This is a genomic window from Caldicoprobacter guelmensis (genome assembly GCF_016908415.1).
GTDB lineage: Bacteria > Bacillota > Clostridia > Caldicoprobacterales > Caldicoprobacteraceae > Caldicoprobacter > Caldicoprobacter guelmensis.
This window is the reverse complement of sequence record NZ_JAFBDW010000001.1, coordinates 201959-219758: the sequence shown is the minus strand read 5'-3', so window position 1 is coordinate 219758 and position 17800 is coordinate 201959. Positions and strand designations below refer to the sequence as shown.

At 46.8% G+C, this 17800-nt stretch carries 18 protein-coding genes; all 18 read right to left on the bottom strand.

Annotated elements, in window-relative coordinates; translation table 11 throughout:
- Window positions 1-12: 12 nt before the first annotated feature.
- The 18 genes from nusA to JOD02_RS01135 all read right to left on the bottom strand — a co-directional run bounded on the left by nusA (window position 13) and on the right by JOD02_RS01135 (window position 17785).
- A complete protein-coding gene (nusA, locus tag JOD02_RS01220; protein ID WP_204486190.1) occupies window positions 13-1065 on the bottom strand; it encodes a transcription termination factor NusA in 1053 nt (350 codons plus the stop codon).
- 16 nt (window positions 1066-1081) lie between these two features.
- Window positions 1082-1543: a ribosome maturation factor RimP gene (rimP, locus tag JOD02_RS01215; protein ID WP_204486188.1), complete on the bottom strand. Its 462-nt coding sequence runs from the start codon at window positions 1541-1543 to the stop codon at window positions 1082-1084.
- 156 nt (window positions 1544-1699) lie between these two features.
- On the bottom strand, window positions 1700-6001 hold the full coding sequence (locus JOD02_RS01210) for a PolC-type DNA polymerase III (protein ID WP_204486186.1): 4302 nt from the start codon (window positions 5999-6001) through the stop codon (window positions 1700-1702).
- Window positions 5991-6140 (bottom strand): hypothetical protein, encoded by a 150-nt coding sequence (locus JOD02_RS01205; RefSeq protein ID WP_204486184.1) that lies wholly within the window; start codon window positions 6138-6140, stop codon window positions 5991-5993. The genes JOD02_RS01210 and JOD02_RS01205 overlap by 11 nt, the downstream gene beginning before the upstream one ends.
- Window positions 6140-7213, bottom strand: coding sequence for a flavodoxin-dependent (E)-4-hydroxy-3-methylbut-2-enyl-diphosphate synthase (gene ispG / locus JOD02_RS01200; RefSeq protein ID WP_204486182.1), 1074 nt, complete (start codon window positions 7211-7213; stop codon window positions 6140-6142). The genes JOD02_RS01205 and ispG overlap by 1 nt, the downstream gene beginning before the upstream one ends.
- A gap of 33 nt (window positions 7214-7246) precedes the next feature.
- Window positions 7247-8272 carry an RIP metalloprotease RseP gene (gene rseP, locus JOD02_RS01195; RefSeq protein ID WP_204486181.1) on the bottom strand — a complete coding sequence of 342 codons (1026 nt, stop codon included), beginning with the start codon at window positions 8270-8272 and terminating at the stop codon, window positions 7247-7249.
- A 16-nt stretch (window positions 8273-8288) separates the two neighbouring features.
- Window positions 8289-9428 carry a 1-deoxy-D-xylulose-5-phosphate reductoisomerase gene (locus JOD02_RS01190; RefSeq protein ID WP_204486180.1) on the bottom strand — a complete coding sequence of 380 codons (1140 nt, stop codon included), beginning with the start codon at window positions 9426-9428 and terminating at the stop codon, window positions 8289-8291.
- 75 nt (window positions 9429-9503) lie between these two features.
- Window positions 9504-10313: a phosphatidate cytidylyltransferase gene (locus JOD02_RS01185; protein WP_204486179.1), complete on the bottom strand. Its 810-nt coding sequence runs from the start codon at window positions 10311-10313 to the stop codon at window positions 9504-9506.
- Window positions 10314-10328: 15 nt separating this feature from the next.
- Window positions 10329-11105 (bottom strand): isoprenyl transferase, encoded by a 777-nt coding sequence (locus JOD02_RS01180; protein ID WP_204486178.1) that lies wholly within the window; start codon window positions 11103-11105, stop codon window positions 10329-10331.
- A gap of 35 nt (window positions 11106-11140) precedes the next feature.
- Entirely contained in the window at window positions 11141-11374 is a 234-nt protein-coding gene (locus JOD02_RS01175) for a PASTA domain-containing protein (RefSeq protein WP_204486177.1), read from the bottom strand.
- Window positions 11375-11941, bottom strand: a complete 567-nt coding sequence (gene frr, locus JOD02_RS01170) for a ribosome recycling factor (RefSeq protein WP_204486176.1) — start codon at window positions 11939-11941, stop codon at window positions 11375-11377.
- 5 nt (window positions 11942-11946) lie between these two features.
- Complete coding sequence (gene pyrH, locus JOD02_RS01165; RefSeq protein WP_204486175.1) at window positions 11947-12672, bottom strand: UMP kinase; 726 nt, start codon at window positions 12670-12672, stop codon at window positions 11947-11949.
- A gap of 115 nt (window positions 12673-12787) precedes the next feature.
- Window positions 12788-13441: a translation elongation factor Ts gene (gene tsf, locus JOD02_RS01160; RefSeq protein ID WP_204486173.1), complete on the bottom strand. Its 654-nt coding sequence runs from the start codon at window positions 13439-13441 to the stop codon at window positions 12788-12790.
- Between the two features lie 150 nt (window positions 13442-13591).
- Window positions 13592-14299, bottom strand: a complete 708-nt coding sequence (gene rpsB / locus JOD02_RS01155) for a 30S ribosomal protein S2 (protein ID WP_204486171.1) — start codon at window positions 14297-14299, stop codon at window positions 13592-13594.
- 147 nt (window positions 14300-14446) lie between these two features.
- Window positions 14447-14848, bottom strand: a complete 402-nt coding sequence (locus JOD02_RS01150) for a DUF6115 domain-containing protein (RefSeq protein ID WP_204486170.1) — start codon at window positions 14846-14848, stop codon at window positions 14447-14449.
- 13 nt (window positions 14849-14861) lie between these two features.
- Window positions 14862-15194 (bottom strand): hypothetical protein, encoded by a 333-nt coding sequence (locus tag JOD02_RS01145; protein WP_204486168.1) that lies wholly within the window; start codon window positions 15192-15194, stop codon window positions 14862-14864.
- Between the two features lie 15 nt (window positions 15195-15209).
- Window positions 15210-17009 carry a FapA family protein gene (locus tag JOD02_RS01140; protein ID WP_204486166.1) on the bottom strand — a complete coding sequence of 600 codons (1800 nt, stop codon included), beginning with the start codon at window positions 17007-17009 and terminating at the stop codon, window positions 15210-15212.
- Window positions 17006-17785, bottom strand: a complete 780-nt coding sequence (locus JOD02_RS01135) for a sigma-70 family RNA polymerase sigma factor (RefSeq protein WP_204486164.1) — start codon at window positions 17783-17785, stop codon at window positions 17006-17008. The genes JOD02_RS01140 and JOD02_RS01135 overlap by 4 nt, the downstream gene beginning before the upstream one ends.
- Window positions 17786-17800 lie beyond the last annotated feature (15 nt).

Below are 17800 nucleotides of genomic sequence, written 5' to 3'. Positions count from 1 at the left end.
GCAATCCCCCTTTCAGGATGGCAAGCTGAATCTATTTGCCTGTGACTCGCTTTTTATGTCGATTTTCCAACCAGTCAACTTGGCCGCAAGCCTTGCGTTCTGGCCTTCTTTGCCGATAGCCAAAGAAAGCTGGTGGTCAGGTACAATTACCCTGGCTGCCTTCTCCTTTTCATCTATGGTCACGCTCAAAACCTTGGCAGGGCTCAGGGCGTTTGCAATGAACTCGGCTGGGCTACTGCTCCACTTCACGATGTCTATCTTCTCGCCCTTGACTTCATCAAGCACGTGTTGTACCCGCATGCCCTTCTGCCCAACACAAGCCCCTACTGGATCGAGCCCCGGTACGGTGGAATGTACTGCAATCTTGGTTCTTGAACCTGCCTCCCTTGCTATGGCTTTTATGATAACCTCTCCACGTATGATTTCAGGTACTTCACGTTCAAACAGCCTTTTTATAAGGCCAGGATGTGTACGCGATACGATGATCTGCGGCCCTTTGGTGGTTTTCTTGACCTCGAGAATGTATACCCGTATTCTGTCGTTTACGTGGTATTCCTCATTGGGCATCTGTTCATTTGGAGGTAGTATGCCTTCAGCGCGGTCAAGGTCTACAAACACGGTCTTTTTTTCTATTCTCTGCACTATTCCTGCCACTATCTCATTTTCCTTCTCAAGAAACTTTTGATACAACACTGCTCTTTCGGCTTCGCGAATCCGCTGTATGACCACCTGCTTGGCGTTTTGTGCAGCAATCCTGCCGAAGTTTTTAGGAGTCACCTCTATTTCAACGATATCGTTGAGCTGGTAATTGGGATTGATCCTTTTGGCCTCATCCAAGTCAATCTCCAGGTTTTTGTTTGTGGCCTTCTCCACTACCTTTTTAAGGGCGAAGACCCTGACCTGCCCACTTGCCCTATCTATATCAATGCGCACATTCTGTGCTGTTCCAAAGTGTTTCTTATAGGCTGACAACAGAGCAGCATTGATAGCCTCAAACAACACATCGGCATCTATACCCTTTTCTTTGCCTATCTGTTCAATGGCCTCCAAAAATTCGGCATTCATAAATACTCCTCCTTCACTAGATATTTACATCCAGCCGCACCATAGCAACATTTTCACGCGGAAACGAATAGGTGCATCCCCCATCTTTAATGACTACGTTGCCGCCTTCAAGCCCTACCAGTTCACCGTAATAATTTTTTTCGCCATTGACAGACTTATAAAGCTTTACGTGGACCCTATGCCCCTTATAACGTTTAAAATCTTCTTCTTTTTTGAGCGGCCTGTCAAGCCCGGGCGAAGACACCTCCAGGTAATAGCGATGTGGAATGGGGTCAACTTGATCCAGAACCTCGCTGATCCGCTCACTGAATATCTGGCAGTCATCCAGCGTGATCCCACCGGGTTTATCGAGATAAAACCTCAAAAACCAGCTTCCGCCCTCCTTTTTATACTCTAAATCCACAAGCTCATATTTGAGCTCTTCCAATATGGGGCGTGCAAGGGCCTCCACCACTTGCTCAACTTTACTCTGCGCCATATCCTAACCTCCAGAATGAAATTTTCATATTATTAATCTTTCCTAATCGTGCATTTTAATCAATAACAACGAAAGAGTGGGTTTCCCCACTCTACTCAGGCAAACAAGCTATGGTAAATCAAATTCATTATATCACCACACCTCAGTAAATGCAAGTTAAAAAAACGAAATCTGACTGGTTTCAGGAAGGCCGTTAAGACAACCGTAGTTTTTAAGTATCTCAACCACGGCCTTTGAAACCTTGGCCCTTTCACGGAAATCCTCAATAGATACAAACTTACCGCATTTTCTGGCTTCAACGATACTTGTGGCAGCGCTTATTCCAACGCCGGGCAGAGCATTGAAGGGCATCCTTATCCCTTCAGGGGTTACTAAAAATTTAACTGCATCTGACTTGTACAGGTCCACCGGAAGCAGCCTTATCCCCCTTGCATACATCTCCAGTGCCACTTCAAGCACAGATAAGGAGTTTTTTTCCTTCATGCTCAGAGAATTGCCTCTTGAGTCCATTTCTTTGATCTTACGCGCAATGGCTTCTTTCCCTTTCAATATGGTATCGACATCGAAGTCATCAGCTCTGACCGTAAAGTAGGTAGCATAAAAGGCCTCTGGATAGTACACCTTAAAGTAAGCAATCCTAAATGCCATGATCACGTAAGCCACGGCGTGAGCCTTAGGGAACATGTACTTGATCTTCTTGCACGATTCAATATACCATTCCGGCACGTTGTTTTCCCTCATCTTCTGTTCCTGCTCTGGAGTCAAGCCTTTCCCCTTGCGCACGTTTTCCATTATCTTAAAGGAAAGTACAGGTTCAACGCCTTTATACATGAGATATATCATTATGTCGTCCCTGGCCGAGATCACCTCTGAAAGCTGGGCTATTCCGTTCCTTATCAGGTCCTGCGCATTGTTGAGCCATACATCAGTTCCATGGGAAAGGCCGCTTATGCGCACCAGCTCTGAAAAGGTCTTGGGCTTAGTCTCAGTAAGCATCTGCCTGACAAAACGTGTACCAAATTCAGGTATTCCGAAAGTCCCCACCTCGCAGTTTATATCCTCCGGCGAAAGGCCTAGCGGTTCGGTGCTGGAAAATATCCTCATGGTTCTTTCCTCGCCAATGGGGATGGACCTGGCATCGATGCCAGTTATATCCTCCAGCATGCGTATAACGGTCGGGTCATCGTGTCCCAGTATATCCAGCTTGACCAGCCTGCTGCTTATGGAGTGATAATCAAAGTGGGTGGTAATGACCCCTGACTCCCTGTCATCGGCCGGGTACTGCAGGGGCGTAAACTGGTGGATGTCATATTTGTGGGGTACCACCATCACACCACCGGGGTGTTGGCCGGTGGTACGCTTAATGCCGGTACATCCCCTAACCAACCGCTTTATTTCAGCGTTTCGAGCCACCTTATTATGCTCTTCAAGATATTTCTTGACAAATCCGAAGGCCGTCTTTTCAGCCACGGTGGCAATGGTGCCAGCCCTGAAAACGTTACCCCGCCCCAACAGCTCTTCTGCGTATTTATGGGCAGTGGACTGGTACTCGCCTGAAAAGTTAAGGTCAATATCTGGCACCTTATCCCCATTAAACCCCAGGAATACCTCAAAAGGAATATCAAACCCTTCTTTTCTATAGGGAGTACCGCACACAGGACAATTTTTATCAGGCAGGTCAACGCCACAACCATATTTAGAGGTATCCACTTCAAAATCCGAATGCTTGCAGGATGGACACACGTAGTGTGGCGGCAGTGGATTTACTTCTGTAATACCGGTCATGGTAGCCACAAATGAAGAACCTACGGAACCGCGAGACCCTACTAAGTAGCCATCCTCCAGCGATTTTTGGACCAGCTTGTGGGCAATCCAATACAGCACTGCATAGCCGTTGTTTATTATGGCATTTAGCTCTTTGTTCAGGCGTTCCTCCACAATGGGAGGCAGAGGATCTCCATATATAGCCTTAGCGTTGTTTATGGCCATATTCCGCACGTTTTCTTCAGCACCTGGAATTTCCGGAGTATACAGCTCATCGGGGATAGGTTTTATGTTCTCGATGCTGTCAGCAATAGCTCGCGGAGCGTATATCACTACCTCCTTTGCCTTTTCCTCACCAAGGTATCCAAACTCGTTCAGCATTTCGTCAGTGGTTTTAAAATATAAAGGCGCCTGTTGCTCGGCATCCTCGTAACCCTGGCAGCTCATCAGTATACGCCTGTAGTACTCATCGTGGGGGTCCAAAAAGTGTACATCGCCTGTTGCCACTACAGGCCTGCCCAGCTTTTCTCCCAGCTTTACTATCTTTCTATTAATCTCTTTCAAGGCGTCAACGTCCTTTACCCTTCCCTCTCTGATCAAGTGTTCGTTGTTGCCCAAAGGCTGTATCTCAAAGTAGTCATAGAAAAGGGCTATATCCATAAGTTCCTCGTCTGATACGCCCTTCAATATCGCCTGATAGAGCTCTCCCGCGTCACAGCCTGAACCCACTATTAGCCCTTCACGGTGGCTTACCAGCACGCTCTTTGGAATGCGCGGCTTACGATAAAAATAATCCAAATGGGATTTGGTAATAAGCCTGTAAAGGTTGATGAGCCCTTCCTGCGTCTGAGCCAGTATAACGGCGTGGTAACTTTCCAGGCTATTTAAATTGCTTATATGGCTGAACATGGTATTGATGTGGCACAACTTACTGGCTCCCTTTTCCTCAAGCATGTTCAGCATATGTATCAATATAAGAGCCGCTGTCTTTGCATCATCCAGCGCCCTGTGATGCCGTTCCTGTGGTATATTGATGTGTTGTGCAACGGCGTCAAGGCTGTGACGCTTAATATCCTTAAACAGCTCCCTAGACAGCAACAGGGTATCCAATATTGGATTGCTTATCCTCGCACCTATGCGCCTGCACTTCTCTTTTATAAACCCTAGGTCAAAAGAGGCGTTATGAGCAACCAGTACCGCATCGCCCAAAAACTCAAGCAGGCCTGGCAAAACCTCTTCAATAGCAGGGGCATCCCTTACCATTTCGTCAGTTATCCCCGTAAGCTTTACGATATCACGGGGAATGGGTATGCCGGGATTGACGAAGCAGCTGAAGGTGTCCACTACCTTCCTGCCTACTATTTTGACAGCCCCAATCTCTGTGACCTCATCCTTTCTGGGATTAAGGCCGGTGGTCTCTATGTCCAAAACCACAAATGGCTGGTTAAAATCCCTATCATTGGGATTTATGACTACAGGTTTGCAATCGTTAATCAGATAAGCCTCCACGCCGTATATGACCTTTATGCCATATTGCTGGCTGGCTTCATGAGCTTCTGGGAATGCCTGTACCACGCCATGATCGGTAATGGCAATAGCAGGATGTCCCCACTGGGCAGCGCGCTCAATCAGCGCCGTTACGGGAGACACGGCATCCATGGCACTCATCTGCGTATGTAGGTGGAGCTCCACCCTCTTTTCTGGATATGTATCCTGCCTTTTCTTAGGTGAAACCAGCATGATATCGCTGGCCTGCAATATCTCTTCCCTCTGAAATGGGTCAAAACGGCAACTACCTTTTACCCGTATCCAGCAACCGCTCTTTATGGCGGTTTCCATATTAGAAACTTTATCCTTAGGGCAAAAAGCTTTCGTGGTAATTGAATCGGTATAATCGGTGACATCTATGCAAAAGAGGACTTTTTCGCCTTTTAGTTCCCTCTTCTCAACCTCGAGAACCTCGCCCTCGATGACCACTGCCTCAATACCTTCTTGAATCTGCGATATGGGCATGGGGGAGTCCTTTATGGCTTTGCCCAATATAACAATTTCATTATCTTCTCCCTGTTCTACCTCACCCTGTTGCTCTGAGGACTTTGGAGGTGACTCATTTATCTGTACAGCCTCCTTTACTAAGAGTGAATCCTCCTTTTCTCTTTCAACGAAGTACTCCTCATCCAGCCATTCTTGTCCCCCATCTACCAACTCCATGCTCACCTTTATGTGCTGATTAAAGGTTTCAAACAGCCAATCCTTTATATATTGATCAACTTTTTTTATTTTGAACAGGTCCAATGCAGCGGGGTGGCTGAGCAAAAGCATAAGCCCATCGGATGATAGCTGAGGGGTACAATAGTCCAGCCACCCATTTAAAGAAGGGAGCTCATCCTTCATGGATTCCACAAGGCCTTTCCAAAAATGAGAAAAATACCGGCTTAATATTTCCCCACCGTTATTTTTATACACTACTTTTAACCTTACCTGTTTAAGCTCAGGAAACTTCTCCTTAATGTGCTGTTCGAGCAAGCGTATTCTCTGGGGTTCTACAAAAGACTCGGCATTTACATATATGTCCCATTTTCTCTGATTTTTGTAGACTATTGCCTTTATCAGGCTCAATTTATCTATCCATGCACCGAAACTTCCATCAACTATTTTGCCCAAAGGGAACGCTTTCGCGCTGTCACCGGCCATATGATTCACCCTCCCTTAAAGCGTTCCGAACTCTCCAAACCACTATGTCGTCAACCTCGTCCACCTTTTTGGCGGCAGTCAGCACCTGACTTACGTGCCTTTCTTCATTGTATGCTGGTATAATGACCGCCACGCTCATTATACGCCCTTCCCGCTCTTATCTGGTATCATCTTGCGGACCTCGGATAAAAGCACTTCCAAGGCCTTATCCTCAGGCACAGTTCCCACCACTTCGCCCTTTTTGAACAATGCCACCCTGCCTTGGCCGCCAGCAATGCCTATATCGGCTTCCCTTGCTTCGCCAGGACCATTGACTACGCATCCCATTACTGCCACCTTAAGCGGATAATCAACCCCTTTAAGCTCATCCTGCAATTTTTGAACCAGATTTATCAAATCTATATTACATCTCCCACAGGTAGGACACGATATTATCTCTATGCCATACGTTCTCAAACCCAGGGCTTTTAATATCTCCCGCCCCACCTTTACCTCCTCCACCGGCGAAGCTGTAAGCGATACCCTCAACGTGTCGCCTATGCCTTCAGCCAACAAGGTACCAATCCCAATAGCCGACTTTATGATTCCTGAAAAAGAGGTACCCGCTTCTGTAACTCCCAGATGCAGGGGATAATCCACTCGCTGGCTCATCAAACGATAAGCTTCTATTGTCTTCATGACGTTGGAAGCTTTAAGCGAAATCACGATATTCTCGTACCCTAGTTTTTCAAACATGGACACGTGTTCCAAAGCGCTTTCTACCATACCCTGCGGCGTATTGCCGTATTTGTACAGTATTTCCTTGCTCAAAGAGCCAGAGTTTACGCCAATCCGTATAGGTATGCCTCTTTCCTTGGCAGCAGCAACCACCTTCTGCACTGCGTTATAGCCACCTATATTTCCGGGATTGATCCTTAACTTGTCCACGCCTTTTTCTATGGCAGCAAGCGCCAAACGATAATCAAAGTGTATGTCAGCAACCAGTGGGATATCGGTCACTTTCTTGATCTCCTGGATGGTATTGGTACACGCCTCATCAAAAACGGCCAACCTGACTATGTCGCATCCACACGCCTCAAGCTCAAGCACCTGCTTTATTGTGGCATCCACATCCCTGGTATCAGTGCTGGTCATGGACTGTACCGTAATGGGTGCGTCTCCCCCTATTTCAACCTTTCCTACTTTTATCTTCCTGGTCTTTCGCCTTTCCATGCCTTTTCACCTGCCACACAGTTGCATTTGGGCTCATCTCATTATATCTTGATAGGTCACCAATACCATAAGGAGTATGAGCACTACAAATCCTATGAAATGGATAAACCCTTCCTTTTCAGGTTCGAGTGGTTTACCCCTTACGCCTTCAATCAACAACAGCACAAGGCGTCCACCGTCCAATGCCGGAAAAGGGATAAGGTTTATAACCCCCAAGTTTAAGGTTATGATTATGGCCAGACTTAAAAGCTGCTGCATCCCCGCTTGAACGGCCTTGCCTATCTCTCCTACAATGCCCACCGGTCCCATAACCTCATTTAATCCCTGGCCCCTGAATATCAGGGCTCTAAGCATATCCACCATCATGACCATTATCTTCCCCGCCTGACGAAAAGCCAGGCCTATAGCAGGCATCAAGCTATACCGCCTAATCCGTCCAAAGACTATTCCTATCACATATGAGTCGCTCTTTTGGCTATACTCCGGTACCAGCTTAACGCTTATATTCTTTCCATCCCGCTGCACCACTATTTCCAGTTCGTTGCCACCCTTTTGCTTTATGGTATTGCGTATGGCTTCAACCGCTTGCTGTGCCTCCATGCCCTCCACCGATACCCCATCCACCTGTAGGATCTTATCGCCCGGCATGAGCCCAGCTCTATCGGCCGGGCTGTTTTCTACCACCTGTAAAATCTCGGGTACAACCTCGTATATCCCATAGCCCATGTAAAACACAGCAAGGAGCACTATAGCCAGCAATATGTTCATGGCAGGCCCCGAGGCTATGACTGCCATACGCCTCCACAGGCTGGCATTGCCGAAGGCACGTGGGTCATCCGACTTTTCATCTTCGCCGAGGAATTTAACATAACCGCCTATTGGCAATGCCCTCACCGAAAACCGAGTACCTTTACTAGAAAAACCAAACAGCTTAGGCCCCATACCGATAGAAAATTCTTCCGCGTGCACACCGACCAACCGTCCAACCAAAAAATGGCCTAGCTCGTGAACCATTATGAGAACGCCAAAGAAAAGCAAGGCAACTAATAACGTCAGCATGCTTTCACCCACCTTTTCACATCAACTGCCTGCGTATGCCGTGGTCTACCCTCAGTATGGTATTGAGGTCAGGGTTCTGAACGGCCTTATGCGACTTCATGGCCTGTTCTATCATTACAGGAATTTCCATAAAGGAAATCTCGCCTCTCAAGAATTTTTCCACTGCTACCTCATCGGCGGCGTTCAATACCACGGGCATAGTCCCTCCTATTTCTAATGCCTTATACGCAAGCCCTAAACAGGGGAACCTGTCAAAATCAGGCATCTCAAAAGTAAGTGGTTCCATGGCGGCAAGCTCCAAACTCCCAACTGAAGACTCAAGGCGTTGGGGCCATGATAAAGCGTACAATATGGGCAGGCGCATATCGGTCTTGCCCATATGGGCTATTATGCTACCATCGATATATTCTACCATGGAATGTATGACGCTTTGAGGATGGATGACCACCTGTATCTGCTCTATGGAAAGCCCGAACAGCCAATGAGCCTCTATGACTTCAAGCCCCTTGTTCATCAGGGTAGCGCTATCTATAGTGACCTTCTTACCCATCCTCCAGTTTGGATGATTTAAAGCCTCCTCCACTGTGACGTGGCGTAATTGATCCTTTGAGTAATTTCTGAAGGGGCCTCCCGAAGCAGTAAGGTATATCCTCTTTATTTTATTTGGGTCATCACATCCGGCTAAGCACTGGAATATGGCGGAGTGCTCGCTGTCCACCGGTATGATTTTGCTTTCCGACTTTCTGGCAGCCTCTACAACCAGGTGCCCGCCGGCCACCAACGACTCCTTATTTGCCAGCGCAACGTCTTTACCAGCCTCTAAAGCCGCTATGGTGGGTTCAAGCCCAGAAATCCCCACCACCGCCACAAGTACTAGGTCCACCTCAGGCAGCGTGGCTATATTTTTAAGGCACTCTTTGCCCGATAAAACCTCCACGCCGGTAAGGCCGTAATTTTTAAACTCTTGAACGCTCTCAGAGTCCACTATCCCCACATAGGAGGGATGAAAGGCCTCTACTTGCTGAGCCAAAAGCTCAACATTTCGATTGGTGGTCAAGGCAACAACCTGGAATTTGTCGACGTGCTCATATATTACATCCAGGGCTTGCCGGCCTATAGAACCGGTAGAGCCCAGTATTGCTATCCTCTTTTTCATATTTGACCTCCACGCAATACCTTTCTGTACTCTTAAGATTTGCCGTAGATGCAAACATTATGTAAGCAGAGGCTTTTAGCTTAAAAACAGGAGGTAATAGGAGTATACAGCCGTCACAGTGAATAGAATGCTGTCAAACCGATCCAATATTCCACCGTGTCCGGGCATAATGCTCCCGAAATCCTTTATATTGCAAAACCTCTTGACGCTAGAAGCCGATAAATCTCCCATTTGAGACGTTATGCCGCACAACAGGCTCATGACAACATAATGGATATAACTTATCTCAAACTTATAAAACCGGTAAAAAAATAATCCTACCAACATGCCTGTCAACATGCTCCCTAAGATGCCGCCTATGCTTCCCTCGACGGTCTTCTTGGGACTGATCCTTGGACAAAGCTTGTTCCTTCCCCACTTAAGGCCGGTAAAATAGGCGAAAGTATCGGTGGACCATGTTGCAAATAACGTAAATATTAGGAGGTATTTGCCATATGCTTCAGCCTTGTATAAAAGCATTAAAGGCATAAAAGCCATACCCGGATATATACACCCAAAGACCGTTAAACCGGCATCCAATAAATTTAAACGTTGGGATATCACGCTGAAAGACAAACAAAAAAAAGCAACCAACAGGATAAAGAGCATAATGACATAATAACCATTTAAGGGTAGTGTGGTAAGCCAGAACAGCAAAAAAATAAATAAATAGCCTACCCACGAAAGGGGACTGTATCCACCACGGCGGATAGCGGCATAAAATTCGCGCATCCCCAGCAGTGATATAGCCAAAACAGATAGGTCAAAAAACCAACCTCCTATGTAAAAAACCACCACCAGATATATAATGCCTATTGCTGCGCTGACTACCCTTAATGCTAACATCGTTAATTCATCCTCTCATCCATTAAGGCCGCCATACCGCCTTTGGCGCTTCTGATACTCCACAATCGCTTCCAGGTAGGCTTTTTTATCAAAATCCGGCCATAAAACGTCGGGCGCAGTAAACACCAACTCGGTATATGCAACCTGATAAAGCAAGAAATTGCTTAACCTAAACTCTCCACTGGTACGGATCAAAAGGTCGGGGTCAGGGATATTGGCCGTATACAGGTAATTGCTAAAAAGCTGTTCGTCGATGTCGTCTATCGAGATCTTATTGTCCACCACATCCTTTGCTATGGCTTTAACTGCACGTATGATCTCAGCCCTTCCCCCATAGTTGAGGGCTATATTCACCCACAGCCCGGTATTATCTTTCGTAAGCTCTACTGCCTTAATAATTTCCTTTTGCGCAACTGGGGGAAAGGCATTGACCTCACCCAAAACCGAAATCTTGACGTTATTGGAATGGAGCGCCCTGACCTCCTTTCTTAAATACTCCACTAACAGGGACATTAGGGCATCGATTTCGGCTGCAGGCCTCTTCCAATTTTCTGTCGAAAAGGCATACAAAGTCAAATACTTTATCCCCAGCTCATCGCTGGTCCTTATAACCTCTCTGAGAGCCTCCACTCCCTGCCTATGACCAGCCACACGGGGAAGCCCCCTTCTTGTAGCCCATCTACCGTTCCCATCCATAATTATGGCCACATGCTGCGGGAGTGGCTTGCTCCTTACCTGTTCCATCAAGACAGACAAATCCGCATCACCGGTATTTTTCTTGCTGTTAAACATTTAATGCTCTATCCTTCCTCCCCATCCATAGGGTTTTATGATTGAAAATCAAGAGGGTAATACCTAAATATGGAAACAACCAGTTCCATCTGCCCATCTTCCACAATTCTCTGGCGAATCACTCTCTCCTCTATATTAGAGTTCTCCTTAAAGCCCTTTGATGCCGGCGGGAAATACTTCACTATTCTAGGAATAACGCCCACACCGCTCCTTTCCAGAACCTGAAGCGCATCCTCTAGCCTTAAACCCACCAAATCAGGTATGTTCATCTAAACCTCCATGATCTCCTGTTCCTTTTCTTTGACTATATCGTCGATCTTCTTTACGTATTGATCGGTCAGCTTTTGTATCATTTCCTCTCCGCTCTTTAAGTCGTCTTCGCTTATCTGGGCTTCCTTCTTCATCTTCTTGAGCTGTTCATTGGCTTCGCGCCTTATTGAGCGAACAGCCACTTTAGCCTCTTCTCCGTATTTTCTAACCAATTTGACCAGTTCTTTTCTGCGTTCTTCAGTGAGCTCAGGAAATACCAGACGTATAACCTTACCGTCATTGCTAGGCGTGACCCCTAAATCCGATTTCAATATCTCCTTTTCTACTGCAGGGATCATCTTAGTATCCCATAGAGATATGACCAGCATCCTTGGCTCTGGTGCTGTAATATTCCCCAACTGGTTAACCGGTGTGGGCACACCATAATAATCCACTACTATGCGCTCAAGAATTTTGGGATTGGCTCGTCCCGCCCGTATTCCCACAAGCTCTTTCTTGAGCACCTCTACCGATTTAGCCATCTTAGAGCTGGCCTGGTCATGTATTTCCTTTATACTCGGATTCATACCTACTACCTCCTTAACTCACCTATTATTGTACCTACCTTTTTGCCTAAAACCGCGGCTTTTATATTTTCCTGGTTATCCAGCCCAAATACTATAATAGGAATCCTGTTATCCATGCACAACGATATAGCGGTAGTATCCATTACGCCCAAGCCTTGATTTAGCACATCGATGTAACAGATCTCGTCTATCTTTTTTGCGTTAGGATTCTTTTTGGGATCATCATCATAGACTCCATCGACATTTTTAGCCAGGAGTATGACTTCAGCCTCTATCTCAGCTGCCCTTAACGCTGCTGTGGTATCAGTTGAAAAATAGGGGTTACCTGTACCACAGGCAAATATCACTATCCTGCCCTTCTCTAAATGCCTTATAGCCCTTCTGCGTATATAGGGTTCGGCAATCTGTCTCATCTCAATGGCGGTCTGAACCCGGGTCTGTACGTTTTTGCTCTCAAGCACGTCTTGAAGCGCCAGCGCGTTTATGACGGTTGCTAGCATCCCCATGTAGTCAGCCGTTGCCCTGTCCATCCCCATACTCATGCCTTCCCGGCCTCTCCATATGTTTCCTCCGCCGACTACTATGGCCACTTCCACCCCCATCCTTTGTATCTCTATCACCTGGTCAGCAATCAGGTTCAACACATCACGGTCAATGCCATATCCCTTTTTGCCAGCTAATGCCTCTCCGCTGAGCTTTAAAACTACTCTTCTGAATATCGGCTTTTCCATCAGAGTACCTCCATCTTTAATATATTTCTACACTCATGCGGCATATCCTCTTTTTTAGAACAACAAACTTCAAATTAATTTTTCCCAAAAAAAGAGAACACCTATGTGTTCTCTTTTAATTACCCTTCATCTGTTTTGCAACTTCTTCCGCAAAATTGTCCTCTCTCTTTTGAAGCCCTTCGCCCAACTCAAACCTTACAAAACGCCTGATCCTGATGTTCTCACCCAGCTTAGATATCATCTCCATGACCAGCTCCTGGACAGTCTTGTCAGGGTCTTTCACAAAAGGCTGCTCCAACAGGCACACCTCTTTATAGAACTTGCTAATCCTGCCTTCAACAATTTTGTCAACCACTTTCTCTGGCTTGCCCTCATTTAAGGCCTGAGCCTTTAGTATCTCCTTTTCTTTGTCTATGACTTCCTGGGGAACCTCTTCCCTCGAGAGGTACTGAGGATTAGAGGCCGCTATGTGCATCGCAATGTCGCGCACAAAAGTTTTAAACTCGTCAGTTTTTGCCACAAAGTCAGTCTCACAGTTTACCTCAACCAGCACGCCGATCCTCCCGCCAAAATGGATATACGCATCTACCAAGCCTTCAGCAGCGATTCGCCCTGCCTTTTTAGCGGCAGCTGCAAGACCTCTCTCCCTCAGAAGCTCAATCGCTTTCTCCATATCGCCATTGGCGTCCTGCAAAGCCTTTTTGCAATCCATCATTCCACATCCAGTTCGCTCTCTCAGTTCTTTCACCATCGAAGCAGTTATCTCCATGCTAACTCCTCCGTTTCTTATGTAGTGTAACTATGAAATGGCCTCCATCTATAGGGATGGAAGGTTTTCTTGCTTTCCAGAACATTTCATACCAAGTAGGTCATTGAAAAGAAAGGGGAAAAACAACGGAAGGCCATTCTTTTCCCCTTTTTATTCCTCTTGAGCAGTATATTGTTCGCCCTGACGCCCCTCCAGGACGGCATCGGCTATCTTGGAAGTTATTAGCTTGATGGCCCTGATGGCATCATCGTTGCCAGGAATCACATAGTCTATCTCGTCAGGGTCGCAGTTGGTATCCACTATGGCCACAACGGGAATACCAAGAATCCTGGCTTCTCTTACAGCGATGTGTTCCTTTTTAGGGTCAACAATGAATACAGCTCCCGGCAGCTCCCTCATTTCCTTTATGCCACCCAAGTTCTTCTCCAGCTTTTCCTTTTCGGCACGAAGCCTTATGACCTCTTTTTTGGGCAGCACATCAAACATGCCATTGGTCTCCATCTCTTCAAGCTCTTTAAGGCGCTTGATCCTCTGGCTGATAGTAGTGAAGTTGGTCAACATACCACCCAGCCATCTGTTGTTCACATAGAACATGCCACAACGCTTAGCTTCTGTCTCAATTGATTCCTGAGCCTGCTTTTTGGTACCTACAAACAGTATGCCTTTCCCTTCGGCCGCCACATCGCGTACAAAATTATAGGCCTGCTCCAGCAATTTAACGGTCTTTTGCAGGTCCAAGATGTATATGCCGTTTCTTTCAGTGAAGATATAGGGAGCCATCTTGGGATTCCAACGCCGGGTCTGATGCCCAAAGTGAACACCTGCTTCCAAGAGTTGCTTCATGTTTACTACTGCCATGGCTTTCACCTCCTAAAAGTTATGCCTCCCCATCCCTCATCTCAATTAGCAACCAGCTTTGCTGGCACCCGCCAATTGATCAGGAGGGTGTGTCTTTGCCACCTTTAGTAGTATAGCACAAGCCGTTTCCCAATTCAACAGCAAATTTCACACTACCCTATCCCTAAGTCCCAGGATCAGCTTTACCTCTCCCTTACCCATCCCCAGCGCTTTGGCTATCTCATCTTCACTGCTTCCACTCTTATGCATGAGTATGACGGCTTTGCGCTTATCACTATAAACCTTATTAATATTTTGCTTTAAATCTTTGCTTGAGTTCCGCAGCTCAGGCGCACTTTTTGTATAATCTCCCCTTAATGTGGTTGTTGCTTCAGGAAAAGCGCCATTTATTATGTCTTCCACCGCCTGATATAGTTCATATAGCCTTTTTTCTTTCTCTTCAAGCCGCTTTTCCAGCTCAAAAAGGTATAACCTGTCCCTTCTAGTTTGCCAGAATATTGCAAACAAAAACACTATGCCAAACAGGAGGAATATCAAAGTCTCACTCATACTCTTCCCCCTTCTAAATCCTGATATCGATGTTAAACCCCTTATCCCTTCCCTTAATTTCAACCTCGCCGTTTAAGATACCTTCTCCCTTTTTATTCTCCTTCACTTGCTCCTTTTTTACATATCTAGGATGACGCCGAGGCGTGTTATGTTCCCTGTTAACCTTTTTGTGATGCACATTCCCACTAGGAACCACCTGGCGTTGGGCTTGATCGATGGCCCGCTGAAATTCATTGGCATTGGCAAACTGATTTATGTTGACCTTTTGGTTTTGTATGTCAACTTCTTTTGCGTATTCGTTTGTCCTTTGCACGCTAATTTGGATATCTATCGGCCGCACCGACATATTATATCTCCCCTTTCACCCCTCATACGCCACAAAGCGTACCTCTCCCTCATCCCGCAAAAAGGTGGCATAATTGATGGGGTCCTTTACGTTAAAGGTCGACTGGCCAATGGTTATGGACACGCCAGGGTAAACCACCTTTTTCACATGGACCTTGCCCTGTGCACCCCTTAAAAACACCTCTTCCAGTTCAAACAGCCGTGCCTTGATTGTTGGAATCTTCACGCTATACTCATCCCTTGCCCGCAGCGCCTTTTGTTTAGTAATCAGCTTATCCGGCGGCAGTTTCCCACTAGACTCCATTTTGGCAATGACCGCTAACACCTGCTCAATCTTGCGCTGCTCCTTTTCCAGCCTGTCAAGCTCCTCCTTAAGCTGTTCATATTCTCGCCTGACTTCTGGACTTACTCCAACCTCCAAGATTGTAGCTGTGGCCATGGGCGAACCTATAGTAGAAGCCGATATACCCAAAGCCGCATGGACCTTGCCTCCCACTATCAAGGCCCGCTTCCCTATTAGCCTCACATGCTGTTCGCTCACCACATTGCTGTGCATTATGGCTTCCGCCGTGACATCCCCTTTGGCGTATACGGTGCCGTTTTCTATAAATCGCGCTGTCACGCTGCCTCCTGCTTGAATTATCCCCTTTTTCATCCCCTGTAAGCCTTTTCTCAGTATTATATCTCCTTCAGCAATCAGCGTTGCACCTTCTACAACGCCCCTTACCTCTATGCTTCCACCAGCCCTCACCTCAAAACCCGACAGGACGTTGCCATGTATGATGACGCTGCCCACGAAATTTATATTCCCCGTGGAGTTATCCACGTTATTTTTTACCTCATGGATGCTGTATACATGCACTCTACCGCCTATCATCTCGACCTTTCCATCTATACCTGCTATCAGCTTTAAGCCATCTTCTGAAACCACGACATTCTTGCCAACGGGCAAAGCCAAAGGCTTGCCGGGTTTTGCAGGCACCGAAGCTCCCCGTACCGTCCTCCCATCAATGCCTGGTGTGGGAGGTGTCAGCGTCACCAGCACCTGGCCCTTGGTTACGTTCTCTATATTATCCAGCGAATGATAGTTAACCGTCCCATCCTCTCGGATCTCAGGCTTGGCTTTTTTATCGGGTCTAAAATGGTAAGTAAGCTTGGCGTCTTGCCCATCCTGTGGCATCCGGCCGCGGGCCACAACCGTCTCCTGACCGTATGTGCGGCTATTTAACGCTTGACGTATGGCACCCTCGTCAATGCCATATACCACACCCTTGTCTTTTAAAGCATGTATTATATCTTCATACGTGAGCAACTTCCCTCCCTCAGCCGGCAACAATACAATAGAAGCCTGCATGCCATCCTGCGAGACATACACCAGCACCTCTTCATCTACCGGCCGCTCGGGTTGTGGCTCCGCAATTTTAACGGGACGGCCAGAAGACGCATACATGGCTTGGGCGACAGCCTCTACCTTCACTCCCTCAATCTTTTTTCGCTTCAAATAATGCATAATGGTCTCTTCGTCAGACTTTGTAAACCTTGATGAGGGAATAAACACCGTGAGGTATACCCCGTCTTCTTTGTACTCAAGAGCAAAGTTTTGTTGAGAAGGTTTGAGCTGGCTTTCCCCTTGTTTCGGGTCTTCTTCATCCACATAAAGCAAAAGCCGATATGGCCTAACCACTATGCCCATCATAGTCCGGCCTTCCTGAACGATTTCAATCTTTGCCTTTCCCGGTTCTACCCCGAGAACCTTCAACCCTTTTTCCAGAGCGGCGTTATAGGTGTTGCCTTCCACTATGACCTCTCGCCTCACCCTAACTCTCCCCCCATTAAATCTATACCCCATTTGCTTAGCTTATTTCTTAGCCTGACTAGCGCCCTGGTATGAAGCTGTGAAACCCTCGATTCAGAAACGCCAAGAGCCATACCGATCTCCTTCAACGTTAGCTCTTCAAAGTAATACAAGCTTATAACCAGCTTTTCCCGCTCAGGCAGTTCATCGATAGCCTGTGCCAGATGGCGTTTTAACTCGTTAGCTTGTGCCACCCTTTCAGGGTCATCTTCCAAACCGAAAACTCCTACAGACCCAGCCAGCGCGAAAAGCTGATCCTCAAGAGAGACTACAGCAAGAGAATGAACGTCTAGCATGGTCTTTCTAACCTCTTCTACGGTAACGCCCAGAGCCTGAGCTATCTCCTTATCATTTGCAGACCTTCCAAGCTTCTTTTCAATGGCATCCACCGCTTCAGCAAGTTGCTTGTACTTTATGCGCAAAGAGCGAGGGACCCAATCCTGTTTGCGCAACTGGTCCATGATGGCACCTTTTATCCTAAACGTCGCGTATGTCTCGAATTTGACATTTTTTGATGGGTCATACCTTTCAATGGCATCGATCAATCCCAGTATCCCATAGCTTATAAGGTCTTCCACATCCAGAGAAGAAGTGCTGGCAAAAGCCAGCCTGGAGACCACTCGTTTTACCAGGTAGCTGTATCTAAGTATGAGCTCATTCCTGAACTCTATATTGTTATGCTTTTTATACTCAATCCATAAGTTGCGCGGATCGATGACAGCCACTTTTTTTGACATTTCCCTCTCCTCGTC

Coding starts and splice junctions, on each gene's coding strand:
- nusA (WP_204486190.1), bottom strand. CDS start 1,065: ATGAATGCCGAATTTTTGGAGGCCATTGAACAGATAGGCAAAGAAAAG.
- rimP (WP_204486188.1), bottom strand. CDS start 1,543: ATGGCGCAGAGTAAAGTTGAGCAAGTGGTGGAGGCCCTTGCACGCCCC.
- JOD02_RS01210 (WP_204486186.1), bottom strand. CDS start 6,001: ATGGCCGGTGACAGCGCGAAAGCGTTCCCTTTGGGCAAAATAGTTGAT.
- JOD02_RS01205 (WP_204486184.1), bottom strand. CDS start 6,140: ATGAGCGTGGCGGTCATTATACCAGCATACAATGAAGAAAGGCACGTA.
- ispG (WP_204486182.1), bottom strand. CDS start 7,213: ATGGAAAGGCGAAAGACCAGGAAGATAAAAGTAGGAAAGGTTGAAATA.
- rseP (WP_204486181.1), bottom strand. CDS start 8,272: ATGCTGACGTTATTAGTTGCCTTGCTTTTCTTTGGCGTTCTCATAATG.
- JOD02_RS01190 (WP_204486180.1), bottom strand. CDS start 9,428: ATGAAAAAGAGGATAGCAATACTGGGCTCTACCGGTTCTATAGGCCGG.
- JOD02_RS01185 (WP_204486179.1), bottom strand. CDS start 10,313: ATGTTAGCATTAAGGGTAGTCAGCGCAGCAATAGGCATTATATATCTG.
- JOD02_RS01180 (WP_204486178.1), bottom strand. CDS start 11,105: ATGTTTAACAGCAAGAAAAATACCGGTGATGCGGATTTGTCTGTCTTG.
- JOD02_RS01175 (WP_204486177.1), bottom strand. CDS start 11,374: ATGAACATACCTGATTTGGTGGGTTTAAGGCTAGAGGATGCGCTTCAG.
- frr (WP_204486176.1), bottom strand. CDS start 11,941: ATGAATCCGAGTATAAAGGAAATACATGACCAGGCCAGCTCTAAGATG.
- pyrH (WP_204486175.1), bottom strand. CDS start 12,672: ATGGAAAAGCCGATATTCAGAAGAGTAGTTTTAAAGCTCAGCGGAGAG.
- tsf (WP_204486173.1), bottom strand. CDS start 13,441: ATGGAGATAACTGCTTCGATGGTGAAAGAACTGAGAGAGCGAACTGGA.
- rpsB (WP_204486171.1), bottom strand. CDS start 14,299: ATGGCAGTAGTAAACATGAAGCAACTCTTGGAAGCAGGTGTTCACTTT.
- JOD02_RS01150 (WP_204486170.1), bottom strand. CDS start 14,848: ATGAGTGAGACTTTGATATTCCTCCTGTTTGGCATAGTGTTTTTGTTT.
- JOD02_RS01145 (WP_204486168.1), bottom strand. CDS start 15,194: ATGTCGGTGCGGCCGATAGATATCCAAATTAGCGTGCAAAGGACAAAC.
- JOD02_RS01135 (WP_204486164.1), bottom strand. CDS start 17,785: ATGTCAAAAAAAGTGGCTGTCATCGATCCGCGCAACTTATGGATTGAG.